The sequence below is a fragment of the Kitasatospora purpeofusca genome (assembly GCF_034043715.1).
Classification (GTDB): Bacteria; Actinomycetota; Actinomycetes; order Streptomycetales; family Streptomycetaceae; genus Kitasatospora; species Kitasatospora purpeofusca_A.
Map to the genome: position 1 here is coordinate 77,922 of NZ_JAXCLC010000003.1, position 21,483 is coordinate 99,404.

The window sequence follows — 21,483 nt, forward strand, 5'->3', positions numbered from 1 at the left end:
GGGGCACGGGCGGGCGCGGGGGAGGGGAGGAACGGCCGGGCGCGGCGGGAGGTCAGCCGGGCGACGGCGCGGGGAGCGCTCGGGTCAGCCGCGACACGCCGCGGACCACACGCGACCGAAGTCGATGTGGCTGCGGGTCACCAGCGGGTGGGAGGCGTTCACCGCCCCAGTTGACCAGCGTCCTCGCCGGTTCGTCAACCGCCGTCCCAGCGGGTGGCCGCCCGGGTGGACAGCTCGGCGGACGCCAGGCGCGGCGGTGCCGGGCCTGTGGCGAGCCGGGCGGGCGCCGGCGGGGAAGGCGGCTCCGGGGGGACGCGGAACGGCCCCGCCCCGCCACCCGGGGGAGGGTGGCGGGGCGGGGCCGTGAGCGGCGTGCGGGTGGTTCCGGGCGTCGGGCCTCAGGCCTTGGTGACGTCCTCGATCTCGTCCTCGTCCTCGCGGCCGGGGGTCTTGAGGTCGAACTTCAGGATCGCGAAGCGGAAGAGGAAGTAGTACAGCGCGGCGAACGCCAGGCCGAGCGGGATGATCATCCACGGGTCGGTGGCCTTGCTCCAGGCGAGCGCGTAGTCGATCAGACCGCCGGAGAAGGTGAAGCCGTCGTGCACGCCGAGCGCCCAGGTGACGGCCATCGAGACGGCGGTGAGCAGGGCGTGGATGACGTACAGCACCGGGGCGATGAAGACGAAGGAGAACTCGATCGGCTCGGTGACACCGGTCACGAAGGAGGTCAGGGCCAGCGACAGCATCATGCCGGTGACGGCCTTGCGGCGGTGCGGCTTGGCGGTGTGGGCGATCGCGAAGGCGGCGGCCGGCAGGGCGAACATCATGATCGGGAAGAAGCCCGACATGAACTGTCCGGCGGTCGGGTCGCCGGCGAAGAAGCGGGTCAGGTCGCCGTGCACGACGGTGCCGTCGGGCTTGGTGAAGTCACCGGTCTGGAACCAGGCGTAGGAGTTGACGAACTGGTGCATGCCGACCGGCAGCAGACCGCGGTTGACCAGGCCGAACGCACCGGCGCCGACGGCGCCCGCACCGATGAGGGTGTCGTTCAGGCTCTTGATCGCGTCGCCGATGGGGCCCCAGGTGAGGGCGAAGAACACACCGACGGCGGTGCCGACGAAGGCCATCAGGATCGGGACCAGACGGCGGCCGTTGAAGAAGCCGAGCCAGTCGACCAGCTTGGTGCGGTGGTACTTCTGCCACAGCACGGCGCTGAGCAGGCCGATCACGATACCGCCGAGCACGCCGGGGTTCTGGTAGGTGGCGGGGACCCACTTGCCGTCGGCGATGTGGCCCTCGGCGATCGGGAACGCGGTGAGCACGTTCTTGTAGACCAGGAAGCCGACCAGGGCGGCCAGCGCGGTCGAGCCGTCGGCCTTCTTGGCGAAGCCGATGGCGATGCCGACCGCGAAGAGCAGCGGCAGGTTGTCGAAGACGCCGTTGCCCGCGGCGGCGAAGACCGCGGCGACCTTGTCCCAGCCGAGGCCGTCCTTGCCGAAGACGTCGTCCTGGCCCAGACGCATCAGCAGACCGGCGGCGGGGAGAACGGCGATGGGCAGCTGGAGGCTGCGGCCGATCTTCTGCAGGCCCTGCAGCAGGTTCTGGCCGAACTTCTTGGCGGGACTGGGTGCGGCCGGAGCCGTGGCGGGCGCCGGTGCCTGCGCTGACTGACTCATGGGGGTGGATTCCTAACGGCAAGGGCGGGTCGGTCGGGGGGAGGGCACAGGGGGCCGAACCGCGAACTGGTCTACACCACACGTGGTGTAGACCAGTTTTGTAGCACGGGTGGAGGGGGCGCGGAACCCTCGAAAGCGGTGCTGATGGGAAGCGCTATGAAATCGAAACCTACTTGCGGTTCAACGATCTTGATTACCCGCCGTGATTGGTATTTTGGCTAATTGCGCAACAAAAAGCCGATGGCCCCCGGCGCCGCCCGGCAGGTCACCCATGGCTCGTCACCAGTGACGGTCCGGCGTTCCGCACCGGGACCATCGGCCCGGGCCGGATATGCCGAAGGCCCCCGGACCAAGGGTCCGGGGGCCTTTTCGGATTGACTGTGGTGACGCTCGGTTTATGCCTTGGTCACGTCCTCGACCTCGCTCTCGTCCTCCCGCCCCGGGGTTTTCAGGTCGAATTTCACGATGATGAAGCGGAAGAGCACGTAGTACACGGCGGCGAAGCAGAGCCCGATGACGATGATCAGCCAGGGCTTGGTGGCCAGGCTCCAGTTGATCGCGTAGTCGATCAGACCGGCCGAGAAGCTGAAGCCGTCGTGCACCCCCAGCGCCCAGGTGATCGCCATCGAGGCACCGGTCAGCAGGGCGTGCACCCCGTACAGCACCGGGGCGATGTAGGCGAAGGAGTACTCGATCGGTTCGGTGACGCCGGTCACGAAGGAGGTCAGGCCCAGCGACACCATCAGGCCGTAGATCTCCTTGCGCCGGTGCGGCTTGGCCGCGTGCGCGATGGCCAGCGCGCAGGCCGGCAGCGCGAACATCATGATCGGGAAGAAGCCGGACTGGAACTGCCCGGCCGTCGGGTCCCCGCCCAGGAAGCGCGGGATGTCGCCGTGCACGATCGTGCCGTCCGGCTTGGTGAACTCGCCGAACTGGAACCAGACGAAGGTGTTCAGCAGCTGGTGCATGCCGATCAGCAGCAGGGCCCGGTTGGCCACGCCGAAGATGCCCGCGCCGACCGACCCCAGGTCGGCGAGGGTCTGGCTGAAGTCGTTCAGGCCCCGGCCGATCGGCGGCCAGACCCACAGCGCCACACAGGCCGTGACCATCCCGACCAGGGCGGTGATCATCGGCACCAGGCGGCGGCCGTTGAAGAAGCCCAGCCAGTCGACCAGCCGGGTCCGGTGGAAGCGCACCCAGAGCCAGGCCGACATCAGGCCGATCAGGATGCCGCCCAGCACCCCGGGGTTCTGGTACGTCGCGGCGGCCGCCTTCGCCGAGGTGTAGTCCACGCACTGGTCGCTGATCAGCACCGTCGGCGGCTTGCAGTGCTCGGGGAAGGCGTGCAGCACCCGGTAGAAGACGAGGAAGCCGACCACCGCGGCGAGCGCGGTCGAGCCGTCGGCCTTCTTCGCCATGCCGATCGCGACACCGACGCAGAACAGCATCGGCAGACCGAGCGAGGAGTCCAGCAGCGCACCGCCCGCCGCGGCGAAGACCCTGGCGACGTTGTCCCAGCCCAGGCCGTCCTTGCCGAAGACGTCGGGCTGCCCGAGCCGGTTGAGGATGCCGGCGGCCGGGAGTACCGCCACCGGCAGCTGGAGCGAGCGGCCCATCTTCTGGAGTCCGCCGTAGAAGGTGTGCCACCACGTGGCCTGCGACGCCGCGGCGCTTGCCGAGCTCATCCTTCGCCCTCCGAGTGCGGTTGCCGTCCGGTGGTCCCCGGCGGGACCTCGGGCGGGGACCGGGAACACCCGGGGCCCTTCCTGCGTTCATCGAGGTACACATATATTGGTGTAGACCACTTTGGGACGCAGTCCGCGCACCGGGAGACCGGCCCCGCTGCTCGTCATCCTCGGGTGCCGACCAGGGGTATGCGCGTCGAAGTGGGCCAAAAGTGGACTAACGTGACATATCGGTCCGGATCGCGTCATGCTGGTCGCGCTGCTCCGACAGCACGCCACGGCACGACCGACCACTGACCACGCGTCACCCGCGACCGAGGTCACCGCGCAGGACGGCACCCGGCAGAGCAGCCGACGAGCCGAGACAGAGGGAGAAAGCAATGGCCAGCAAGGCTGAGAAGATCGTCGCCGGTCTCGGCGGCATCGACAACATCGAAGAGGTCGAGGGCTGCATCACCCGCCTTCGCACCGAGGTCAAGGACGCCTCCCTCGTCGACGAGGCCGCGCTCAAGGCCGCCGGCGCCCACGGCGTCGTCAAGATGGGCACCGCGATCCAGGTCGTCATCGGCACCGACGCCGACCCGATTGCCGCCGACATCGAGGACATGATGTGAGCTGAGCCCACCGGCTCGCTCCACCGGCCCGCTCCACCGGCCTCCGCGCCACCCCGGCCCCGGCCTCCGCGCCCGCGCCACCCCGGCCCGCCGACCCCTCCGGTCGGCGGGCCGCGGCACGCCGGGACGCCCCTCGCAACCGACTACGCTCGGTTTCTATGTCACGCATCGACGGCCGCACCCCCGACCAGCTCCGCCCCGTCACCATCGAACGGGGCTGGAGCAAGCACGCCGAAGGCTCCGTCCTCATCTCCTACGGCGACACCAAGGTGCTGTGCACCGCCAGCGTCACCGAGGGCGTCCCCCGCTGGCGCAAGGGCAGCGGCGAAGGCTGGGTCACCGCCGAGTACTCCATGCTCCCGCGCGCCACCAACACCCGCGGCGACCGCGAATCCGTCAAGGGCCGCCTCGGCGGCCGCACCCACGAGATCAGCCGCCTCATCGGCCGCTCGCTGCGCGCCGTCGTCGACCACCGCGCCCTCGCCGAGAACACCATCGTCCTCGACTGCGACGTCCTCCAGGCCGACGGCGGCACCCGCACCGCCGCCATCACCGGCGCCTACGTCGCCCTCGTCGACGCCGTCGGCTGGGCCCGCGAGCGCAAGCTCCTCCGCGCCAAGGGCAAGCCGATCACCGGCGGGGTCAGCGCCGTCAGCGTCGGCATCATCGACGGCACCCCCATGCTCGACCTCCGCTACGAGGAGGACGTCCGCGCCGAGACCGACATGAACATCGTCTGCACCTCCGACGGCCGCTTCGTCGAGGTCCAGGGCACCGCCGAGGGCGCCCCCTTCGACCGTGCCCTGCTCGACCAGCTGCTGGACCTCGGCACCCTCGGCTGCGCCGAGCTCGACGAGGTCCAGCGCAAGGTCCTCGGCGAGCTGGAGAGCTGACGCCGGCACCCCCCGCATACCGGTTCCGTCTCGGTTCCGCGAAATCCCCCGGGCTCCGGACCAGGTCGCTGTACACGCCGGGTCCGGAGCCCGTACGGTTCCCGCAGTACCCCGTCGCGGGAACCGCGCACCCCTCGGCGCGCGTCGTTCCCTTCCGGATACCCGCGCACCCAGGAGGACCGGATGCCCCAGAGCATTGCCCGCCCCACCATGCTCGCCGTGGCCGGCCTGATCGCCATCCTCCCCCTCAGCGCGGTCAGTTGCTCCGCCGCCCAGAAGGCTCTCGACTGCGGCAACACCGCCGTCAAGATCACCGGGGACATCAACGAGGTCAGCAACGCCTACAGCAACGCGAGCAACGACTCCGCCGCGGCCGGACAGGCGCTGCAGAAGCTCAAGAACGACCTCGACCAGCTCGGCAAGAACTCCAAGGACACCGACGTCGTCCAGGCCATCAACGACCTCAACACCCAGGTCGACAAGGTCCAGCAGGCCGTCAACAACAAGCAGGTCCCGGACTTCAAGCCGCTCGGCAACGCGGCCTCCAACCTCACCAAGGTCTGCACCGGCTGACGAGGGCTCACGGCCGCTGTCCGTTTAGGGTGGATCCATGACCACCCGACTCATCCTCGCCACCCGCAACCAGCACAAGGTCGCCGAACTCCGCGACATCCTCGGCGACGCCGGCCTGGACGTCGAACTGGTCGGCGCCGACGCCTACCCGGAGATCCCCGACGTCCCCGAGACGGGCATCACCTTCGCCGAGAACGCCCTGCTCAAGGCGCACGCCCTGGCCCGCGCCACCGGACTGCCCGCCGTCGCCGACGACTCCGGCCTCTGCGTCGACGTCCTGGGCGGCGCCCCCGGCATCCTCTCCGCCCGCTGGTCCGGCAAGCACGGCGACGACCGCGCCAACCTCGACCTGCTGCTCGCCCAGCTCTCCGACATCGCTCCCGAGCACCGCGGCGCCCACTTCTTCTGCGCCGCCGCCCTCGCCCTGCCGGACGGCACCGAGCGCGTCGTCGAGGGCCGCCTGCTCGGCACCCTGCGCACCGCCCCGGCGGGCGACGGCGGCTTCGGCTACGACCCGATCCTCCAGCCCCTCGGCGAGACCCGCACCTGCGCCGAACTCACCCCGGCGGAGAAGAACGCCATCAGCCACCGCGGCCAGGCCTTCCGCGCCCTCGCCCCGGTCGTGAAGGACCTGATCGGCTGATCCGGAACCCCGTGAACGACGAAGGCCCGCCCCGAAGATCGATTCGGGGCGGGCCTTCGATTTGAAGCCGATACCTGGTGCGGCCGAAGGGATTCGAACCCTCAAGCCCTCGCGGGCCAACGGACCTAAACCGTCTGCGTCGCCTCTGCGCCACGGCCGCCTGTCCTGCTGGCCATCATGGTACTGGGCTCGCGGAACCGTCGGCACCTTCCGATCGGCCTGTTACGGCCGGGGGCTCTTCCGTCGGCAGTACGTGGCGGTGATGGCGTGGCAGTTCGGGCAGAGCAGCCGGAGGTTGTCCGGCCGGTTGTCGGACCAGTCCCCGTTGATGTGATCGACCTCCAGGGGGTGCCGCCGGCGGGTCGGGGCGGGTGGGTGCGGCGGTCGGGGCGGGTGGGGTCGGGGTGGCGGGCGGAGGGTGGCCGTCCGGGTGCCCCGGGTTGGGGATTTGATTACCAATTGGTACAGACCTATTGACCTATGTGGTTCAGACCACATAGCTTCGGCGCCAATCTGCTTTCCCCCACGTGCGTGCTCCCCCACAGGCACGCGCCGACACTCTGCCCGGAGGACCGAGTGTTGATCCGATCCACGGCGGAGCGGCGTCCCACCGCTGCCCGTCGGTCCAAGAGCCCGGCGGCCCGCGCCGGCCTGGCCTCGCTGGCTGCGGCCACCATGGCCGGCCTGCTGATGGCCACGCTGGGCGCGGCGCCCTCGCAGGCGTCCGCCACCGTCGACAACGCCGCCTGTCGTCCCGACGGCCTCTACGCCACACCCGGGGTCGACGTCCCGTACTGCAACGTCTACGACACCAACGGCCGCGAGAAGATGGGCGCCGACCACCAGCGCCGCATCATCGGCTACTTCACCGGCTGGCGCACCGGCAAGGACGGCACGCCGCCGTACCTGGTCAGCGACATCCCGTGGGACAAGGTCACCCACCTCAACTACGCCTTCGGCCACGTCGGTCCGGACAACAAGCTGTCCGTCGGCACCGACAACGACAAGAACGAGGCCACCGGCATCTCGTTCCCCGGCGTGCCCGGCGCCGAGCTCGACCCGTCGCTGCCCTACAAGGGGCACTTCAACCTGCTGACCAAGTACAAGAAGCAGTACCCGAACGTCAAGACCCTCATCTCGGTGGGCGGTTGGACGGAGACGGGCGGCTACTTCGGTGACGACGGCAAGCGCGTCAACACCGGCGGCTTCTACTCGATGACCGTCAACCCGGACGGCAGCGTCAACCAGGCGGGCATCGACACCTTCGCCGCCTCGTCCGTCGACTTCATCAAGAAGTACGGCTTCAACGGCGTCGACGTCGACTACGAGTACCCGACCTCGATGAAGGACGCGGGCAACCCGCTGGACTGGCAGCTCGCCAACAGCAAGCGCGGCTCGCTGGCCAAGGGCTACGCCGCCCTGATGAAGACGCTGCGGGAGAAGCTGGACCGGGCGGGTGCCGCCGACGGCAAGCACTACCTGCTCTCGGTCGCGGCCCCGTCGTCCGGCTACCTGCTGCGCGGCATGGAGACCTTCCAGGTGGCGCAGTACCTGGACTACGTCAACATCATGTCGTACGACCTGCACGGCGCCTGGAACAAGTACGTCGGCCCGAACGCCTCGCTGTTCGACGACGGCAAGGACGGCGAGCTGGCGGCGGCCAACGTCTACGGCACCGGCCAGTACGGCGGGATCGGGTACCTCAACGCGGACTGGTCGTACCACTACTTCCGCGGTTCGATGCCGGGCGGCCGGGTCAATGTCGGCCTGCCGTACTACACCCGCGGCTTCAAGAACGTCCAGGGCGGCACCAACGGCCTCTGGGGCACCGCCGCGGCGACGACCTGTCCGGTCGGCGCGGGCCTGACCTCCTGCGGTGACGGCGCGGTCGGTATCGACAACATCTGGAACGACAAGGACGACGCGGGCAAGGAGTCCCCGGCCGGGTCGAACCCGATGTGGCACGCGAAGAACCTGGAGAAGGGCGTCCTGCCCGACTACCTGTCCAAGTACGGGGTCAAGGACACCGCGCTGCAGGGCAGTTACGTGCGCAACTACAGCTCCTCGCTGGTCGCGCCGTGGCTGTGGAACGACGCCAAGAAGGTCTTCCTGTCGACCGAGGACGAGCAGTCGGTCGGTGCCAAGGCCGACTACATCGTCAACCAGGGCGCCGGCGGCGCGATGATCTGGGAGCTCGCGGGCGACTACAAGTGGGACGCGGCCGCGAACGGCGGCAAGGGCCAGTACGTGCCCGGCAGCACGCTGACCTCGCTGATGTACGACAAGTTCAAGGCGGCCTCGCCGTACGGGGCGATCCGTTCGACGACGGCGCTGCCGCAGCAGACGCTGCCGGTCGACGTGTCGTTCACCAACTTCGCGCTGGGCGACTCGAACTACCCGATCAACCCGAAGATCCACATCGTCAACAACTCGACGCTGACCCTGCCGGGCGGCACCGAGTTCCAGTTCGACTACGGCAACTCGGCCCCGGGCAACGCCAAGGACCAGTCGGGCTTCGGCCTGACGGTGATCAAGCAGGACCACACCGGCCCGAACGTGGGCGGCCTCAAGGGCACCTACAACCGGGTGTCGGTCAAGCTGCCGGGCTGGCAGTCGCTCGCCCCGGGTGCCTCGGTCGACCTGGACTTCGTCTACTACCTGCCGGTGTCCACGCCGTCCAACTGGACGGTCAACGTGGCCGGCACGCTGTACGGGCTCAAGGGCGACCTGACCCGCGGCGCGGTGGACGGCGGTACGACCCCGCCGACCACGCCGCCGACCACTCCGCCCACGACCCCGCCGACGACGCCTCCCACGACGCCGCCGACCACCCCGCCCACGACCCCGCCCACGACCCCGCCGACGACGCCTCCCACCACGCCGCCGACCGGCTGCGCGGGTGCGCCGAGCTGGGACGCGGGCACCACCTACGCCGCCACCACCAAGGTCTCCTGGAAGGGCCACTACTACCAGAACAAGTGGTGGACCAAGGGCGACGACCCGAGCGCCAGCGGCGCCTGGGGTGTCTGGAGCGACCTCGGCGCCTGCTGATGACAGCGGTCGCCTGAGGTGAGAGACGGCGGTGGCGGTGCACCCGGTCGGGGGGTGCGCCGCCACCGCTGCGTCGTCCGGGCTGCCGCCCTACGGGGAGGCCCGGGTCAGACCGCCTCGACCTCGAGGTCGCGCAGCAGCTTGGCCACGTGGCCGGTCGCCTTCACGTTGTACAGCGCGTGCTCGACCTTGCCCTGCTCGTCCACGATCACGGTCGACCGGATCACGCCCGTGACGGTCTTGCCGTAGAGCTTCTTCTCGCCGAACGCGCCGTAGGCCTCCAGCACCTTCTTCTCCGGGTCGGAGAGCAGGGTGACCTTGAGGTCCTCGGCCTCGCGGAACTTGCCGAGCTTCTCCGGCTTGTCCGGCGAGATGCCGATGACGTCGTAGCCGGCGCCGGCGAAGACCTCGAGGTTGTCGGTGAAGTCGCAGGCCTGCTTGGTGCAGCCGGGGGTGAGCGCGGCCGGGTAGAAGTAGACGATCACCTTGCGGCCGAGGTGGCCGGCCAGGGACACGTCGTTGCCGTCGGCGTCGGGCAGGGTGAAGGCGGGCGCGGTGTCACCGGGCTGGAGACGCTCACTCACGGGGTTTCTCCTGGTGCTGGGCGGGCAGTCGTACCACGGCCAACTTACCCCTGATGGTGGGTGGGGCCGCGCGGGCCCGCGTGGCAGCTGACACACTGGGTCAGTCGCACAGGACAACATCAGTGAATGGGGTGGCCCGAGTGGGCGAGGCGAGCACTACGGACAAGTCGGCGCGGACGACCGCCCAGATCGAGGCGGACATCACCCGTACCCGCACCCAGCTGGCGGCGACCCTGGACGAGCTCGCCGTGCGGGTGCATCCGACCACCATCTCCGCCCAGGTCAAGGCGAAGGCCGTGGCCACGGTCGAGGAGAAGGCCGGCCGGGCGTACGTGGCCGCGAGCGGGCTGGTCGAGCAGGCCCGGGCGCAGTTCGTGGACGAGAAGGGGCAGCCGCGCAAGGAGCGGATCGTCCCGGCCGCGCTGGTCGGGGTCGGCCTGCTGCTGCTGGTCGCCTCCGCGCGCAAGCGCCGCAAGGGCTGACCCGCGGCGGCACGACGTCCTGGGGCCGGGCAGCTGGTGCCCGGCCCGGCGTCGTCCGGGGCCCGGCCGTCAGGGGCGGAACCGGGCTGGCGTCACGGGCCGCGCCCGGGGGCGGTACCTTCGGGGTCGTGAGCACGAACGACGAACCCACCCAGCAGTCCCTCTCCGTCGAGTCCGACGAGCGGCGCCACGACCGGTTGGGCGAGAAGCTGCCGATCAAGATGCTGCACGACCGTGTGCTGGTGCGGACCGAGACCGGGGAGGGCGAGCGCCGCTCCACCGGCGGCATCCTCATCCCGGCCACGGCCGAGATCTCCAAGCGCTGCGCCTGGGCCGAGGCGGTCGCCGTCGGCCAGAGCGTGCGCTCCGTCGAGCCCGGCGACCGGGTGCTCTACGACCCCGAGGACAAGCTGGAGGTCGAGGTCCGCGGCGCCACGTATGTGCTGCTGCGCGAGCGTGATCTGCACGCCGTGGCCGCGATGCGCTTCGGTGACAACGAGGGGTCGACCGGGCTGTACCTGTGAGCCGCTGAGCGCGACTCTCCGGCGGGCCGCCGCGCCGTGGGCGCGGTGGCCCGCCGTCGTTCCCCGGGGCCCCGGGGGCCGGTGTGGCGCGGTGGTAGCGTCGCCGAGGGGGACGGCGTACACGTCGCGGCGTACACGGAGCAAGGGGGACGGGTATGGGCGGGAAAGGCTCTTCGGTCGACTTCGGTGGGGCGGCTTCGCCGGTGGGCGGGCTGGACGGGGTGCGGTGGATCCACGGCTCGGAGTCGGCGAAGCACAACACGGATCCGGACATCCAGGTCCACCGGTACGACGAGCACACCGTGATCCTGCGGCAGAACATGGCGGTCAATTACGAGGCGCCGTTCCTGTTCCTGCTGTTCGGCAACGAGCGGGCGGTGCTGATCGACACCGGGGCGACCGCGTCGGCGGAGTTCTTCCCGCTGCGGGAGACCGTCGACGGGCTGGTCGGCGAGTGGCTGGAGCGCAACCCGCGGGACGGGTACGAGCTGCTGGTGGTGCACACCCACGGGCACGGCGACCATGTCGCGGGGGACGGGCAGTTCGCGGACCGGCCGGGGACGAGGCTGGTGCGGGGGGACAGGGCGAGCGCGTGGGCGTTCTTCGGGTTCGACGCGGACCCGGACGCGGTGGCGCGGCTGGACCTCGGGGGCCGGGTGCTGGAGTGCCTGGCGACGCCGGGGCACCACGAGGCGGCGGTGACGTTCTTCGACCCGTGGACCGGGTTCCTGCTCACCGGTGACACGGTCTACCCCGGGCGGCTCTACATCCAGGACTGGGCGGCGTTCGGGCGGTCGATCGGACGGCTGGTGGAGTTCTGCGAGGGGCGGGCGGTCGGCCATGTGCTGGGCTGCCACATCGAGATGAGCGTGAAGCCGGGGGTGGACTACCCGGTCCGGTACACCTACCAGCCGTACGAGGCCCCGCTGCAGTTGACGGTCGACCACCTGCGGGAGATCCGGGCGGCGATGGCGGAGATCGGCGAGGTGCCGGAGCGCCGGGTGTTCCCGCTCTTCATCCTGTCGCCCGACGGCTGAGCCCGTTCGAGGACTGAGCCCGTTCGAGGACTGAGCCCTCGGACACTTGTCGGTGGCGGATCGTAGGATCCGCCCATGGTGAGCACTGGGGCGGTTCCGGTCGGGGACGGGCAGCGGCGGGCGCGGCTGGGGCTGCGGCAGTTGCTGGCGCCGGCCGCGCGGGCGGCGCGGGTGGAGGAGACCGCGGACGCGGTGGTCGGGCTGCACGCTTCCGATCCGGCGACGGTGTACCTGTCGGCGTGCGCGCGGCTGCGGGAGCCGTCGGCGGTGGAGGTGGAGCGGGCGCTGTACGAGGACGTCTCGCTGGTGAAGCTGCTGTCGATGCGGCGGACGCTCTTCGCGGTGACCGAGGAGTTCGCGCCGTACGTGAGCGCGGCGGCGGCCCGGCCGATCGCGGTGAAGGAGCGGGCGACGCTGCTGAAACACCTCGGTGAGTTCGCCGAGGGGTGGAGCGAGGTGCGGTTGGCGGAGACCGAGCGGGCGGTGCTGGCGGCGCTCGCGGCGCGCGGGGAGGCGACCACGGCCGAGCTGGGCGCGGAGGTGCCGGCGCTGCGCGAGACCATGCTGATGGCGGTGGGCAAGCCGTACGAGGCTAAGCAGAGTGTGGGGAGCCGGCTGCTGCGGCTGCTGGCCTCGGACGGGCATGTGCGGCGGTCGCGCCCGCGCGGGTCGTGGCTGAGCAGCAGCTATCCGTGGGCGCCGGTGGAGCAGTGGCCGGAGGTGCCGGCGCGGGAGGCGAAGGCGGAGGTGGTGCGGCGCTGGCTGGCGCGGTACGGGCCGGGGACGGTCGAGGACGTGAAGTGGTGGACGGGCTGGACGCTGGGGGACGTCCGCCGGGCGCTGGCCGACGTGGGCGCGGTGGAGGTGGCGCTGACGGGTGGTGCGGCGGGCGGTGCGGCGGCCGGGCTGGTGCTGCCGGGGGACGAGGAGCCGGTGGCCGAGCCGGAGCCGTGGGCGGCGCTGCTGCCGGGGCTGGATCCGGCGGTGATGGGCTGGCGGGGGCGGGACTGGTATCTGCGGCCGCAGGACGTGCCGGCCCTGTTCGACCGGGCGGGGAACGCCGGGCCGACGGTGTGGTGGTGCGGCCGGGTGGTCGGCGGCTGGGCGCAGCGGGCGGACGGCGAGGTGGTGTGGCGGCTGTTCGAGGATGTGGGGGCGGAGGCGGTGGCGGCCGTCGGGGTGGAGGCGGAGCGGTTGGTGGGCTGGCTGGGGGCGGTGCGGGTGACGCCGAGGTTCCGGACGCCGTTGGAGCGCGAGCTGGTGGCCTGAGCCGCCGCGGCGTCGGGTGGGTCGGGCCAGGTAGGTCGGGCGGGTCGGCTCAGGCAGGTGGCGGGGTGGCGGGGTCGGCCGTGGCCGGGGGTCGGCTGGTGCTCGGGGGCTTGGTGGCGCCGCCGGTGGGCGGCGGGGCGGGCGAGTGGGTCGGTTCCGGGGTCCTGGTGGGGGAGGTGGTGCCCGGTTCGGTGGTGGGCCGGGTGGTGCTGGGCCGGGCGGTGGGGGAGGGCTGCGACTGGGTGGGCCCGGGCGGGGTGGGCGGCACCAGGGTGGGCGGTTCGGGCGTGATGACGGTCAGGACGGGGTCCGGCGCGGTGGTGCCGGAGCCGGTGCTCGCGGTGGGCCGGCGGGGGGCGGACGGGGCCGGGGCGGCGGGGATCGGCGCGCCGCCGGTGCCGCCCGTTCCGCCGGTGCCGCCGGTGCCGCCCGCCGGGGGTGACGGGGCGGAGGCGGCGGACGGGGAGGCCGAGGCCGGCGCGGTGGTGGTCGGGGTGGTGCTCGGGCCGGTGGTGCCGGGCCGGTTGTCGCCCTCGGTGGGCTGGAGGTCGAAGGACCGGACGACGGTGCCGTCCAGTACGTCGCCCATGTAGCTGGTCCAGATCCGGGTGGGGAAGGCGCCGCCGTTGATCCGGGCGTAGCCGGCGGTGCCGGCCAGCGGTTCCTTGGCGTGGGTCTTCGGATTCTCCCGGAAGAGTCCGACGGTGGTGGCGAGTTCGGGGGTGTAGCCGGCGAACCAGGCGGAGAGGTTGGCGTCGGTGGTGCCGGTCTTGCCGGCGGCGGGGCGCCCGAGGTCGAGGGCGGCGGCGCCGGTGCCGCGCGGGCCGACGGCGTCGCGCAGGACGTCGGTGACGGCGTCGGCGGTGCCGCGGTCGAGGGCGGTGGAGCCGGGCCGGTCGGGCAGGTCCGGTACGTCGGGCTGTCCCGGGCCGGGGCTGACCCGCTCCAGTCCGGCGACCGACCAGGGCCGGTGCGCCTCGCCGTGGTTGGCCAGGGCGGCGTAGACGCCGGCCAGGTCGAGGGCGCTGGGGGTGGCCGTGCCGAGGGTCATCGAGGTGTTGGCCGGGTCCATGCCGGGCACGTCGGCCGGGATGCCGAGTCGGACGGCGGTCTCCCGGACGTGGGCGAGGCCGGCGTCCACGCCCTCCTGCGCGTACACCGAGTTGACGGACTTCACCATGGCCTGGCGCAGGGAGATGGTGCCGTAGTCGATGTCGTCCTCGTTGGGCGGTGCGTACGGGGTGGGGCCGTCGGTGACGGGGCGTTCGCTGGTGCCGTCGTAGCGGGTCTCGGTGCTGATCGGGAGGCCGTCCGAGCTGCTGCCGCGGTGGGAGCTGAGGCCGGCGGCGAGGTCGATCGGTTTGAAGGTGGAGCCGATCTGGTTGTCCTGGCGCAGCGCGTCGTTGTAGGGCTGTTTGGCGTAGTCGGGGCCGCCGTAGACGGCGACGACGCGGCCGGTGGCGGGTTCGACGGAGGCGCCGGCGACCCGGACGTCGGTGTCGGTGGCGGGCCGGGCGACGGGGTCGAGTTCGTCGGTGAGTTCCTCGTGGACGGCGCGTGCGAAGGCGTCCTGCTTGTCCTGGTCGAAGGTGGTGGTGATGCGCCAGCCGCCGGCCTTGAGGGTGGCGGAGTCGAGGATGCGGTTGGTGACGAGGTAGTCGTCGGCGACGCCGACCAGGTAGCCGGCCTGGCCGCCGAGGCCGGTGGCGGGCTGCGGGTCGACCGGGTCGGGGAAGGCGGTGTCGGCGCGTTCGGTGGCGCTGATGAAGCCGAGCTGGACCATGCCGTCGAGGGTGTACTGCCAGCGGGCGAGGGCGCGTTCGCGGTTGGCGGGGGTCGCGGTCTTCACGTCGTAGGCGCTGGGGGCCTGGAGCAGGGCGGCGAGGTAGGCGCTCTGCGGGAGGGTGAGTTCGGAGACGTCGATGCCGTAGTAGGCGCGGGCGGCGCTCTGGATGCCGTAGGCGCCGCGGCCGAAGTAGCTGGTGTTGAGGTAGCCGGCGAGGATCTCGTTCTTGTCGCGCTGCTGGTCGACCTTGAGGGCGATCAGGAGTTCGCGGCCCTTGCGTTCGATGGTCCGGCTCTGGGTGAGGTAGTAGTTCTTGACGTACTGCTGGGTGATGGTGGAGCCGCCCTGCATGCCCTGGCCGGTCAGGGTGTTCCAGCCGGCCCGGACCATGCCCTTCAGGTCGATGCCGCGGTTCTGGTAGAAGGTGCGGTCCTCGGCGGAGACGACGGCCTGCCGGGTGCTGACGGGGATCCGCTCGATGTCGACGTCGGTGCGGTTGACGGTCCCGGTGCGGGCGATCTCGGTGACGCCGTCGGCGTAGAGGTAGATGTTGCTCTGGGCGACGGCCTGGGCGTTGGGGTCGGGCAGCGGGACGATGACGTAGAGCACGGCGAAGGCGCCGACGGCGATCAGCAGGATGGCGAACACGGTTCCGACGCAGATCCGCCAGGTGGGCAGCAGCCGCCGCCGGAGCGGCAGGGCGCGGCGCGCCTCGCGGCGGGCGGCCCGTCTGGCGCGGCGGCCGGTGCTCAAGGTCATGCCGAGATTATGTGCTATTTGACTGCGGATCAGGCGGCGGGGCGGCGCCGGGCGGTCGGGGGAAAACCGGGTGCGCGCCGGGTTGCCCGGCGCTACGGTGAAAGGTGCAAACGACATAGCGCGGCCGTTTCGGGCTCCGGCCCGCCGCAGCTCCGCCCGCCAGGCCGGGTACCCCCCGGGTGCGGTGGTCGGGGCCGGTCCGGCATGCGCTCCCGCGGCCAGGGGTCTCCCTGCGCCGCTCTTTGTCGACAAGGAGACAATATGCAGAATGCTGGGCTCCATCCTCCTGATCCCGTCGGCGACACCCCGGCGCCCCCGCGCCCGTCGCGTCCGGCCACCACTCGGGCCACCGCCCCGGCCACCACTCCGGCCGCTGCCCCGGGCGGCGTCGCCCCGGAGTTCTACGCGGCCCTGCGCCTCTACACGGCCGTCGCCCGGGGCGCGTTCCGGCGCTTCTCCACCTACCGGGCCGCCAGCCTCGCCGGGGCCTTCACCAACACCGTCTTCGGCTTCATCCTCGCCTCCACCTTCCTCGCCCTCTGGCACGCCCGCCCCGGCCTCGGCGGCTACGACGAGGTCACCGCCGTCACCTACATCTGGGTCAGCCAGGGGCTGTTGGTCACCGTCGCCGTCATGGGCGGCGGCTTCCAGGACGACGTCCAGGAGCGCTTCCGCAGCGGTGACATCGCCATCGACCTCTACCGCCCGGTGGACTTCCAGGGCTGGTGGCTGGCCACCGACCTCGGCCGGGCCGCCTTCCACCTGCTCGCCCGCGGCGTGCCGCCGATGCTGGTCGGCTCGCTGGCCTTCCGAGTCCGGCTGCCCGAGAACCCGCTGACCTGGGTGTTCTTCCTGCTCGCCACCCTGCTCGCGGTGGTGGTCAGCTTCGGGGTGCGCTTCCTCGTCTCGCTCACCGGCTTCTGGCTGCAGGACTCCGACGGCGTGCGCTCGGTGACCCTGGTGGTGTCGATGTTCTTCTCCGGGATGCTGCTGCCGCTCGCGCTCTTCCCCGGCCTGCTCGGCGACCTCGCGCCGCTGCTGCCCTGGGCGGCGCTGGTGAAGGTGCCCACCGACGTCTTCCTGGAGCGTGTCACCGGCCCCGGCCTGCTCGGCGCGCTCGGCTTCCAGCTCGGCTGGGCCGTCGTCCTGCTCGCGGCCGGCCGGCTGCTCCAGCTGCTGGCGACCCGCAAGGTGGTGGTCCAGGGTGGCTGACCAGGCCGTCGTGACCCGGGCGCCCCGCCCCGCCGTCACCCGCGAGTCCCCGGCCGCCCGGGTGGCGTGGGCGGTGCGCTCCTGGTGGCTCGCCGCCGCCATGTGGACCAGGGCGATCATGTCCTACCGGGCGTCGTTCGTGATGATGCTCTGCGCCAACGTCGTGGTGACCTTCCTCGACTTCGCCGTGATCGTCCTGATGTTCCGCCACACCGACACGCTCGGCGGCTGGACCCTGCCCGAACTCGGCTTCCTCTACGGCACCTCGGCGCTGGCCCTCGGCCTCGCGAACCTCTTCGTCGGCTCCATCGACGCCCTGGGCGAGCGGATCCGCACCGGCACGCTGGACATCATGCTGGTCCGGCCCGCGCCCGCGCTCGCCCAGCTGTGCGCCGAACGGTTCTCGCTGCGCCGGCTGGGCCGCCCCGCCCAGGCGGTGGCCGTGCTGGTCTGGTCGCTGACGGCGCTGGACGTCCACTGGACCTGGGACCGGATGCTGCTGCTGCCGGTGCTGGTGGTCTGCGGCACGCTGATCTTCGCCGCGGTCTTCATCGGCTTCGCCAGCCTGCAGTTCTGGTGGGGCGAGGCCAAGGAGCTCCAGAACTCCTTCACCTACGGCGGCGCCACCGTGCTGCAGTACCCGCCGACCGTCTTCGCCAAGGAACTCGTCGCCGGCACCGTGTTCGGCGTGCCGCTGGCCTTCGTCAACTGGCTGCCGGCGCTGCGGATCCTCGACCGGCCCGACCCCCTGGGCCTGCCCACGGCCTTCCAGTACGCCTCGCCGCTCGCGGCGGCGTTCGCCCTGACCGCCGCCGGCCTGGCCTGGCGCGCCGGGCTGCGCGCCTACCGCGGCGCCGGCGGCTGACCCCCTCCCCGACACCCTGAGGAAGCACCATGGCACTGATCGAACTCGACGACGTCCGCCGCACCTTCACCGTCCGCGCCAAGACCGGCCGGCTGCGGCGGGAGAAGCGCGAGGTGCGCGCCGTCGACGGGCTGACCTTCACCGTCGAGGCCGGCGAGTGCGTCGGCTACATCGGCCCGAACGGCGCCGGCAAGTCCACCACCATCAAGATGCTGACCGGCATCCTCGTCCCCACCGCCGGACGGCTGCGCGTCGCCGGCGTCGACCCGGCCCGCGAACGGGTCGCCCTGGCCCGCCGGATCGGCGTCGTCTTCGGACAGCGCACCACGCTCTGGTGGGACCTCCCGCTGCGCGACTCCTACGAACTCGCCCGCCGGCTCTACCGGATCCCCGACCACCGATATCGCGCCAACCTGGACCGCTGCGTCGAGCTGCTCGACCTCGGCGCGCTGCTCGACACACCCGTCCGCCAGCTCTCGCTCGGCCAGCGGATGCGCGGCGACCTCGCCGCCGCCCTGCTGCACGACCCGCGGGTGCTGTACCTCGACGAGCCGACCATCGGCCTGGACGTGGTCAGCAAGGCCAAGGTGCGGGACTTCCTGCGCGAGGTCAACCGCGACCTCGGCACCACGGTGCTGCTCACCACCCACGACCTCACCGACATCGAGCAGTTGTGCGACCGCGTCATGGTGATCGACCACGGCCGGGTGGTCCACGACGGCGGTCTCGAGGCCCTGCACGCGGCGGGCGACAGCGAGCGGACCCTGGTCGTCGACCTGGCCGGGAGCCACCCGCCGATCGAGGTGCCCGGTGCCCGGGTGGTCCGGGTGGAGGGCCCGCGCCAGTGGCTGGCCTTCCCGGCGCAGGAGAGCGCGGCCCCGGTGGTGGCGGCCGTCGCCGCCCGGTACCCGCTGGTCGACCTGTCGGTGCGGGAGCCGGCGATCGAGGACGTGATCGCCCGGATGTACGCCGAGGTCGCGATCGGCTGAGCGTTCGCCGGGCGGGCGCCTTGCCGCTCGAAGTGGTCGGACCGTTCGGAGGGGCCGGGCCCTTGGGAGGGGCCGGGCCGTCGTCCGGCCGGGTGTGCACCGCCCGGACGGGCGTTCGGTCCGCCTCGCTCGTGCGGGTGGTGGACGTGACCCCGCGGCGTGCCGCCGAGTTGACCTCGTATCGCCCGGCGACCCGCGCACCGGAGGGCAGCGCCCGATGACCGTACCCGACGTGACCGTGGTGATCGCGGTCTACAACACCATGCCGTACCTGACGGCCTGCCTGGACTCGCTGGTCCGGCAGACCATCGGACACGCGCGCATGGAGGTGGTCGCGGTCGACGACGGCTCCACGGACGGCGGCGGCGAACTGCTCGACACCTACGCGGCCCGGCACCCCGGGCTGTTCCAGGTCGTCCACCAGGCCAACTCCGGCGGCCCGGCCGCACCGACCAACCGGGGGCTGGCGCTCGCCCGAGGCCGCTACGTGCTCTTCCTCGGCGCCGACGACTGGCTCGGCGACGAGGCCCTGGCGCGGATGGTCGCCTCCGCCGACGACTGGGGGTCGGACGTCCTGATCCCCAAGCAGGTCGGGGTGAACGGGCGGCTGGTGCCGCAGGGCATCTTCGACACCACCGCCGCCTCGGTCGGCTTCGAGGACTCCGCGCTGGCCTGGGCGCTCGCCGACACCAAACTGTTCCGGCTCGACCTGGTCCGGCGGCACAACCTGGCGCGCAAGGAGGAGCTGAAGGTCTACTCCGACCAGCCCTTCACCCTCGCCGCCTGCCTGCGGGCCCGCCGGATCTCCGTCCTCGCGGACTACGACCACTACTTCCTGGTGCTGCGCGAGGACCGTGGCAACGTCACCCAGCGGGCCGGCGCGCTGGACCGGATCCGGGGGGTCGCGGCCGTGCAGTGGGTGGCCGCCGAACTGGCCGCGCCCGGCGGCCAACTGGACGCCATCAGGGCGCGGCACTTCGGCTGGGAGGTGCCGCAGCTGCTCCAGGAGGGCCTGCTGGCCCTCGAACCCGGGCTGCGGGACCAGGTCTGCGACGGGGTCCGCGAGCTCGTCCGGCAGTTCGGCGCCCGCGAGGTGTACCACCGGCTCGCGGTGCCCGACCGGGTCCGGCTGGAGCTGGCCGCCACCGGGCGGTACCAGCAGCTGCGCGAGCTGATCGGGTACGAGGCGGAGCACGGCGCACCGCCGGTGGTGTCGGAGACCGGGGCGGACGGGGTCCGGCGGCGGTACGCGGCCTACCCCGCGTTCCGGGACGGCGCGGTGGGACTGGCGGACGAGCTGTTCCTGCTCGGGGAGGAGCGGCCGGAGGCGCCGGTGGACCCGGAGGCGGGGCCGCCGCCCACCCTGGTGCAGCAGCTCTGGCGCGGCGCGGTGCCCGCCCAGCTGCGCCGCCGGCTGCGCGGCCACCCGGTATGGCGCCGGCTCGCCGACGCGGTGGCCGCCGACGGCCGGAACGGGGGACGGCGATGAACCCGCTCGACATCTGCGTGGTGGGCCTGGGCAAGCTCGGTCTGCCGCTCGCCGTCCAGTTCGCCGCCAAGGGCCATCGGGTGACCGGCGCCGACGTCGCCCCGCCGGTGGTCGAGGCGGTCAACCAGGGCCGGCCGCCGTTCCCCCGGGAGGCCGGACTGGACGAGGCGCTCAAACGGGTGGTCGCCGAGGGCCGGCTGCGCGCCACCACCGACACCTCGGCCGCCGTCGCCCGGGCCGAGGCGGTCGTCCTGGTCGTCCCCCTGGTCACCGCCGCCGACGGCACGCCCGACTTCACCCTGCTCGACTCCGCCACCGACGCGGTCGCGGCCGGGCTGCGCCGGGGCACCCTGGTCAGCTACGAGACCACCCTGCCGGTGGGCGTCACCCGGGGGCGGTGGGCGCCGCGCCTGGCGGCCGGCTCCGGGCTGACCCCGGGCCGGGACTTCGCGCTGGTCTTCAGCCCGGAGCGGGTCCGCACCGGCCGGGTCTTCGCCGACCTGCGCCGCTACCCCAAGCTGGTGGGCGGGACCGACCCGGCCGCCACCCGGCGCGGCGCCGAGTTCTACCGGGCGGTGCTGGACTTCGACCCGCGCCCCGAGCTGGCGGCACTGGGCCGGCCGAACGGGGTGTGGGAGCTGGAGTCCGCCGAGGCGGCGGAGTTCGCCAAGCTCGCCGAGACCACCTACCGGGACGTCAACATCGCGCTGGCCAACCAGTTCGCCCGGTACGCGGACCGGATCGGGGTGGACTTCGCCGCCGTCGCCGACGCCTGCAACTCCCAGCCGTTCAGCCATCTGCACCGGCCGGGCATCGCGGTCGGCGGGCACTGCATCCCGGTCTATCCGCGGCTCTACCTGTGGAACGACCCCTCGGCGACGGTGGTCCGCGCGGCACGGGCGGCCAACCTGGAGATGCCGGCCTACGCGGTCGGGGTGCTGGACGGCGCGCTGGAGGGCGGGATCGCCGGGCAGGGCGTGCTGGTGCTCGGCGCCGCGTACCGGGGCGGGGCCAAGGAGACCGCCTACTCGGGGGTGTTCCCGCTGGTGGAGGCCCTGCGGGCGGCGGGCGCCCGGCCGTACGTGGCCGACCCGCTGTACCCGGCGCGGGAACTGACGGCGCTGGGCCTGCCCGCGCACGGGGGCGAGCCGGTGGCGGCGGCGGTGCTGCAGGCGGACCATCCGGAGTACCGGGAGCTGGCCCCGGCCGACCTGCCGGGCGTCAGGGTGCTGCTGGACGGCCGGCGGTGCACCGATCCCGACCGCTGGGCGGGCGTGGCGGGGGTGCGCCGGATCGTGCTCGGGGGCGCCTGAGGCCGGGCGCCCGCCCCGCGCCCCGCCTCGCGCCCGTCC

Annotated in this window: 18 protein-coding genes, 1 tRNA gene and 1 pseudogene; 14 read left to right on the forward strand and 6 right to left on the reverse strand. The window is 72.3% G+C overall.

What is annotated here, in order from left to right:
• Window positions 1-398 precede the first annotated feature (398 nt).
• Window positions 399-1,676, reverse strand: coding sequence for a PTS transporter subunit EIIC (locus SM793_RS02485; protein ID WP_320436307.1), 1,278 nt, complete (start codon window positions 1,674-1,676; stop codon window positions 399-401).
• A gap of 395 nt (window positions 1,677-2,071) precedes the next feature.
• Complete coding sequence (locus tag SM793_RS02490; protein ID WP_320436308.1) at window positions 2,072-3,361, reverse strand: PTS transporter subunit EIIC; 1,290 nt, start codon at window positions 3,359-3,361, stop codon at window positions 2,072-2,074.
• 380 nt (window positions 3,362-3,741) lie between these two features.
• On the opposite strand from SM793_RS02490, the gene SM793_RS02495 reads away from it, so the two are divergent.
• The 4 genes from SM793_RS02495 to rdgB all read left to right on the forward strand — a co-directional run bounded on the left by SM793_RS02495 (window position 3,742) and on the right by rdgB (window position 6,084).
• Window positions 3,742-3,975: a glucose PTS transporter subunit EIIB gene (locus SM793_RS02495; protein WP_030060521.1), complete on the forward strand. Its 234-nt coding sequence runs from the start codon at window positions 3,742-3,744 to the stop codon at window positions 3,973-3,975.
• Between the two features lie 158 nt (window positions 3,976-4,133).
• Complete coding sequence (gene rph / locus SM793_RS02500) at window positions 4,134-4,868, forward strand: ribonuclease PH (RefSeq protein ID WP_030394224.1); 735 nt, start codon at window positions 4,134-4,136, stop codon at window positions 4,866-4,868.
• 183 nt (window positions 4,869-5,051) lie between these two features.
• Complete coding sequence (locus SM793_RS02505; RefSeq protein ID WP_149030570.1) at window positions 5,052-5,441, forward strand: hypothetical protein; 390 nt, start codon at window positions 5,052-5,054, stop codon at window positions 5,439-5,441.
• A 37-nt stretch (window positions 5,442-5,478) separates the two neighbouring features.
• On the forward strand, window positions 5,479-6,084 hold the full coding sequence (rdgB, locus tag SM793_RS02510; protein WP_045938651.1) for an RdgB/HAM1 family non-canonical purine NTP pyrophosphatase: 606 nt from the start codon (window positions 5,479-5,481) through the stop codon (window positions 6,082-6,084).
• A gap of 75 nt (window positions 6,085-6,159) precedes the next feature.
• Here the strand turns inward: rdgB and SM793_RS02515 are convergent.
• Both SM793_RS02515 and SM793_RS02520 read right to left on the reverse strand, forming a co-directional pair.
• Window positions 6,160-6,244, reverse strand: a tRNA-Leu gene (locus SM793_RS02515).
• A gap of 62 nt (window positions 6,245-6,306) precedes the next feature.
• Window positions 6,307-6,429: pseudogene (locus SM793_RS02520) on the reverse strand (HNH endonuclease); the annotation flags it as partial.
• A 330-nt stretch (window positions 6,430-6,759) separates the two neighbouring features.
• Between SM793_RS02520 and SM793_RS02525 the strand changes: the two are divergent.
• Window positions 6,760-9,135, forward strand: coding sequence for a chitinase C-terminal domain-containing protein (locus SM793_RS02525; RefSeq protein WP_320436399.1), 2,376 nt, complete (start codon window positions 6,760-6,762; stop codon window positions 9,133-9,135).
• 107 nt (window positions 9,136-9,242) lie between these two features.
• Here the strand turns inward: SM793_RS02525 and bcp are convergent, their stop codons facing one another.
• A complete protein-coding gene (bcp, locus tag SM793_RS02530; protein WP_320436309.1) occupies window positions 9,243-9,719 on the reverse strand; it encodes a thioredoxin-dependent thiol peroxidase in 477 nt (158 codons plus the stop codon).
• Window positions 9,720-9,859: 140 nt separating this feature from the next.
• On the opposite strand from bcp, the gene SM793_RS02535 reads away from it, so the two are divergent.
• The 4 genes from SM793_RS02535 to SM793_RS02550 all read left to right on the forward strand — a co-directional run bounded on the left by SM793_RS02535 (window position 9,860) and on the right by SM793_RS02550 (window position 13,031).
• Window positions 9,860-10,201 (forward strand): DUF3618 domain-containing protein, encoded by a 342-nt coding sequence (locus tag SM793_RS02535; RefSeq protein ID WP_320436310.1) that lies wholly within the window; start codon window positions 9,860-9,862, stop codon window positions 10,199-10,201.
• A 221-nt stretch (window positions 10,202-10,422) separates the two neighbouring features.
• A complete protein-coding gene (locus SM793_RS02540) occupies window positions 10,423-10,725 on the forward strand; it encodes a co-chaperone GroES (protein ID WP_320436400.1) in 303 nt (100 codons plus the stop codon).
• A gap of 155 nt (window positions 10,726-10,880) precedes the next feature.
• Window positions 10,881-11,762, forward strand: coding sequence for an MBL fold metallo-hydrolase (locus tag SM793_RS02545; protein ID WP_320436311.1), 882 nt, complete (start codon window positions 10,881-10,883; stop codon window positions 11,760-11,762).
• 75 nt (window positions 11,763-11,837) lie between these two features.
• Complete coding sequence (locus SM793_RS02550; RefSeq protein WP_320436312.1) at window positions 11,838-13,031, forward strand: winged helix DNA-binding domain-containing protein; 1,194 nt, start codon at window positions 11,838-11,840, stop codon at window positions 13,029-13,031.
• 49 nt (window positions 13,032-13,080) lie between these two features.
• Here SM793_RS02550 and SM793_RS02555 read toward each other — a convergent pair whose 3' ends face one another.
• A complete protein-coding gene (locus tag SM793_RS02555) occupies window positions 13,081-15,576 on the reverse strand; it encodes a transglycosylase domain-containing protein (RefSeq protein ID WP_320436313.1) in 2,496 nt (831 codons plus the stop codon).
• A gap of 411 nt (window positions 15,577-15,987) precedes the next feature.
• Here SM793_RS02555 and SM793_RS02560 point away from each other — a divergent pair, with 411 nt between their 5' ends.
• The 5 genes from SM793_RS02560 (at window position 15,988) to SM793_RS02580 (ending at window position 21,444) form a co-directional block, all read left to right on the forward strand.
• On the forward strand, window positions 15,988-16,788 hold the full coding sequence (locus tag SM793_RS02560) for an ABC transporter permease (protein ID WP_320436401.1): 801 nt from the start codon (window positions 15,988-15,990) through the stop codon (window positions 16,786-16,788).
• A 100-nt stretch (window positions 16,789-16,888) separates the two neighbouring features.
• Window positions 16,889-17,653, forward strand: coding sequence for an ABC transporter permease (locus tag SM793_RS02565; protein ID WP_320436402.1), 765 nt, complete (start codon window positions 16,889-16,891; stop codon window positions 17,651-17,653).
• Between the two features lie 29 nt (window positions 17,654-17,682).
• Window positions 17,683-18,642, forward strand: a complete 960-nt coding sequence (locus SM793_RS02570) for an ATP-binding cassette domain-containing protein (protein ID WP_045940602.1) — start codon at window positions 17,683-17,685, stop codon at window positions 18,640-18,642.
• 217 nt (window positions 18,643-18,859) lie between these two features.
• Window positions 18,860-20,131 (forward strand): glycosyltransferase family 2 protein, encoded by a 1,272-nt coding sequence (locus SM793_RS02575; RefSeq protein ID WP_320436314.1) that lies wholly within the window; start codon window positions 18,860-18,862, stop codon window positions 20,129-20,131.
• On the forward strand, window positions 20,128-21,444 hold the full coding sequence (locus SM793_RS02580) for a nucleotide sugar dehydrogenase (protein WP_320436315.1): 1,317 nt from the start codon (window positions 20,128-20,130) through the stop codon (window positions 21,442-21,444). Before SM793_RS02575 ends, SM793_RS02580 begins: the two co-directional genes overlap by 4 nt.
• The last annotated feature ends 39 nt before the right edge of the window (window positions 21,445-21,483 follow it).

Coding starts and splice junctions, on each gene's coding strand:
- SM793_RS02485 (WP_320436307.1), bottom strand. CDS start 1,676: ATGAGTCAGTCAGCGCAGGCACCGGCGCCCGCCACGGCTCCGGCCGCA.
- SM793_RS02490 (WP_320436308.1), bottom strand. CDS start 3,361: ATGAGCTCGGCAAGCGCCGCGGCGTCGCAGGCCACGTGGTGGCACACC.
- SM793_RS02495 (WP_030060521.1), top strand. CDS start 3,742: ATGGCCAGCAAGGCTGAGAAGATCGTCGCCGGTCTCGGCGGCATCGAC.
- rph (WP_030394224.1), top strand. CDS start 4,134: ATGTCACGCATCGACGGCCGCACCCCCGACCAGCTCCGCCCCGTCACC.
- SM793_RS02505 (WP_149030570.1), top strand. CDS start 5,052: ATGCCCCAGAGCATTGCCCGCCCCACCATGCTCGCCGTGGCCGGCCTG.
- rdgB (WP_045938651.1), top strand. CDS start 5,479: ATGACCACCCGACTCATCCTCGCCACCCGCAACCAGCACAAGGTCGCC.
- SM793_RS02525 (WP_320436399.1), top strand. CDS start 6,760: ATGGCCGGCCTGCTGATGGCCACGCTGGGCGCGGCGCCCTCGCAGGCG.
- SM793_RS02540 (WP_320436400.1), top strand. CDS start 10,423: ATGCTGCACGACCGTGTGCTGGTGCGGACCGAGACCGGGGAGGGCGAG.
- SM793_RS02545 (WP_320436311.1), top strand. CDS start 10,881: ATGGGCGGGAAAGGCTCTTCGGTCGACTTCGGTGGGGCGGCTTCGCCG.
- SM793_RS02550 (WP_320436312.1), top strand. CDS start 11,838: ATGGTGAGCACTGGGGCGGTTCCGGTCGGGGACGGGCAGCGGCGGGCG.
- SM793_RS02555 (WP_320436313.1), bottom strand. CDS start 15,576: ATGACCTTGAGCACCGGCCGCCGCGCCAGACGGGCCGCCCGCCGCGAG.
- SM793_RS02565 (WP_320436402.1), top strand. CDS start 16,889: ATGTGGACCAGGGCGATCATGTCCTACCGGGCGTCGTTCGTGATGATG.
- SM793_RS02570 (WP_045940602.1), top strand. CDS start 17,683: ATGGCACTGATCGAACTCGACGACGTCCGCCGCACCTTCACCGTCCGC.
- SM793_RS02575 (WP_320436314.1), top strand. CDS start 18,860: ATGACCGTACCCGACGTGACCGTGGTGATCGCGGTCTACAACACCATG.
- SM793_RS02580 (WP_320436315.1), top strand. CDS start 20,128: ATGAACCCGCTCGACATCTGCGTGGTGGGCCTGGGCAAGCTCGGTCTG.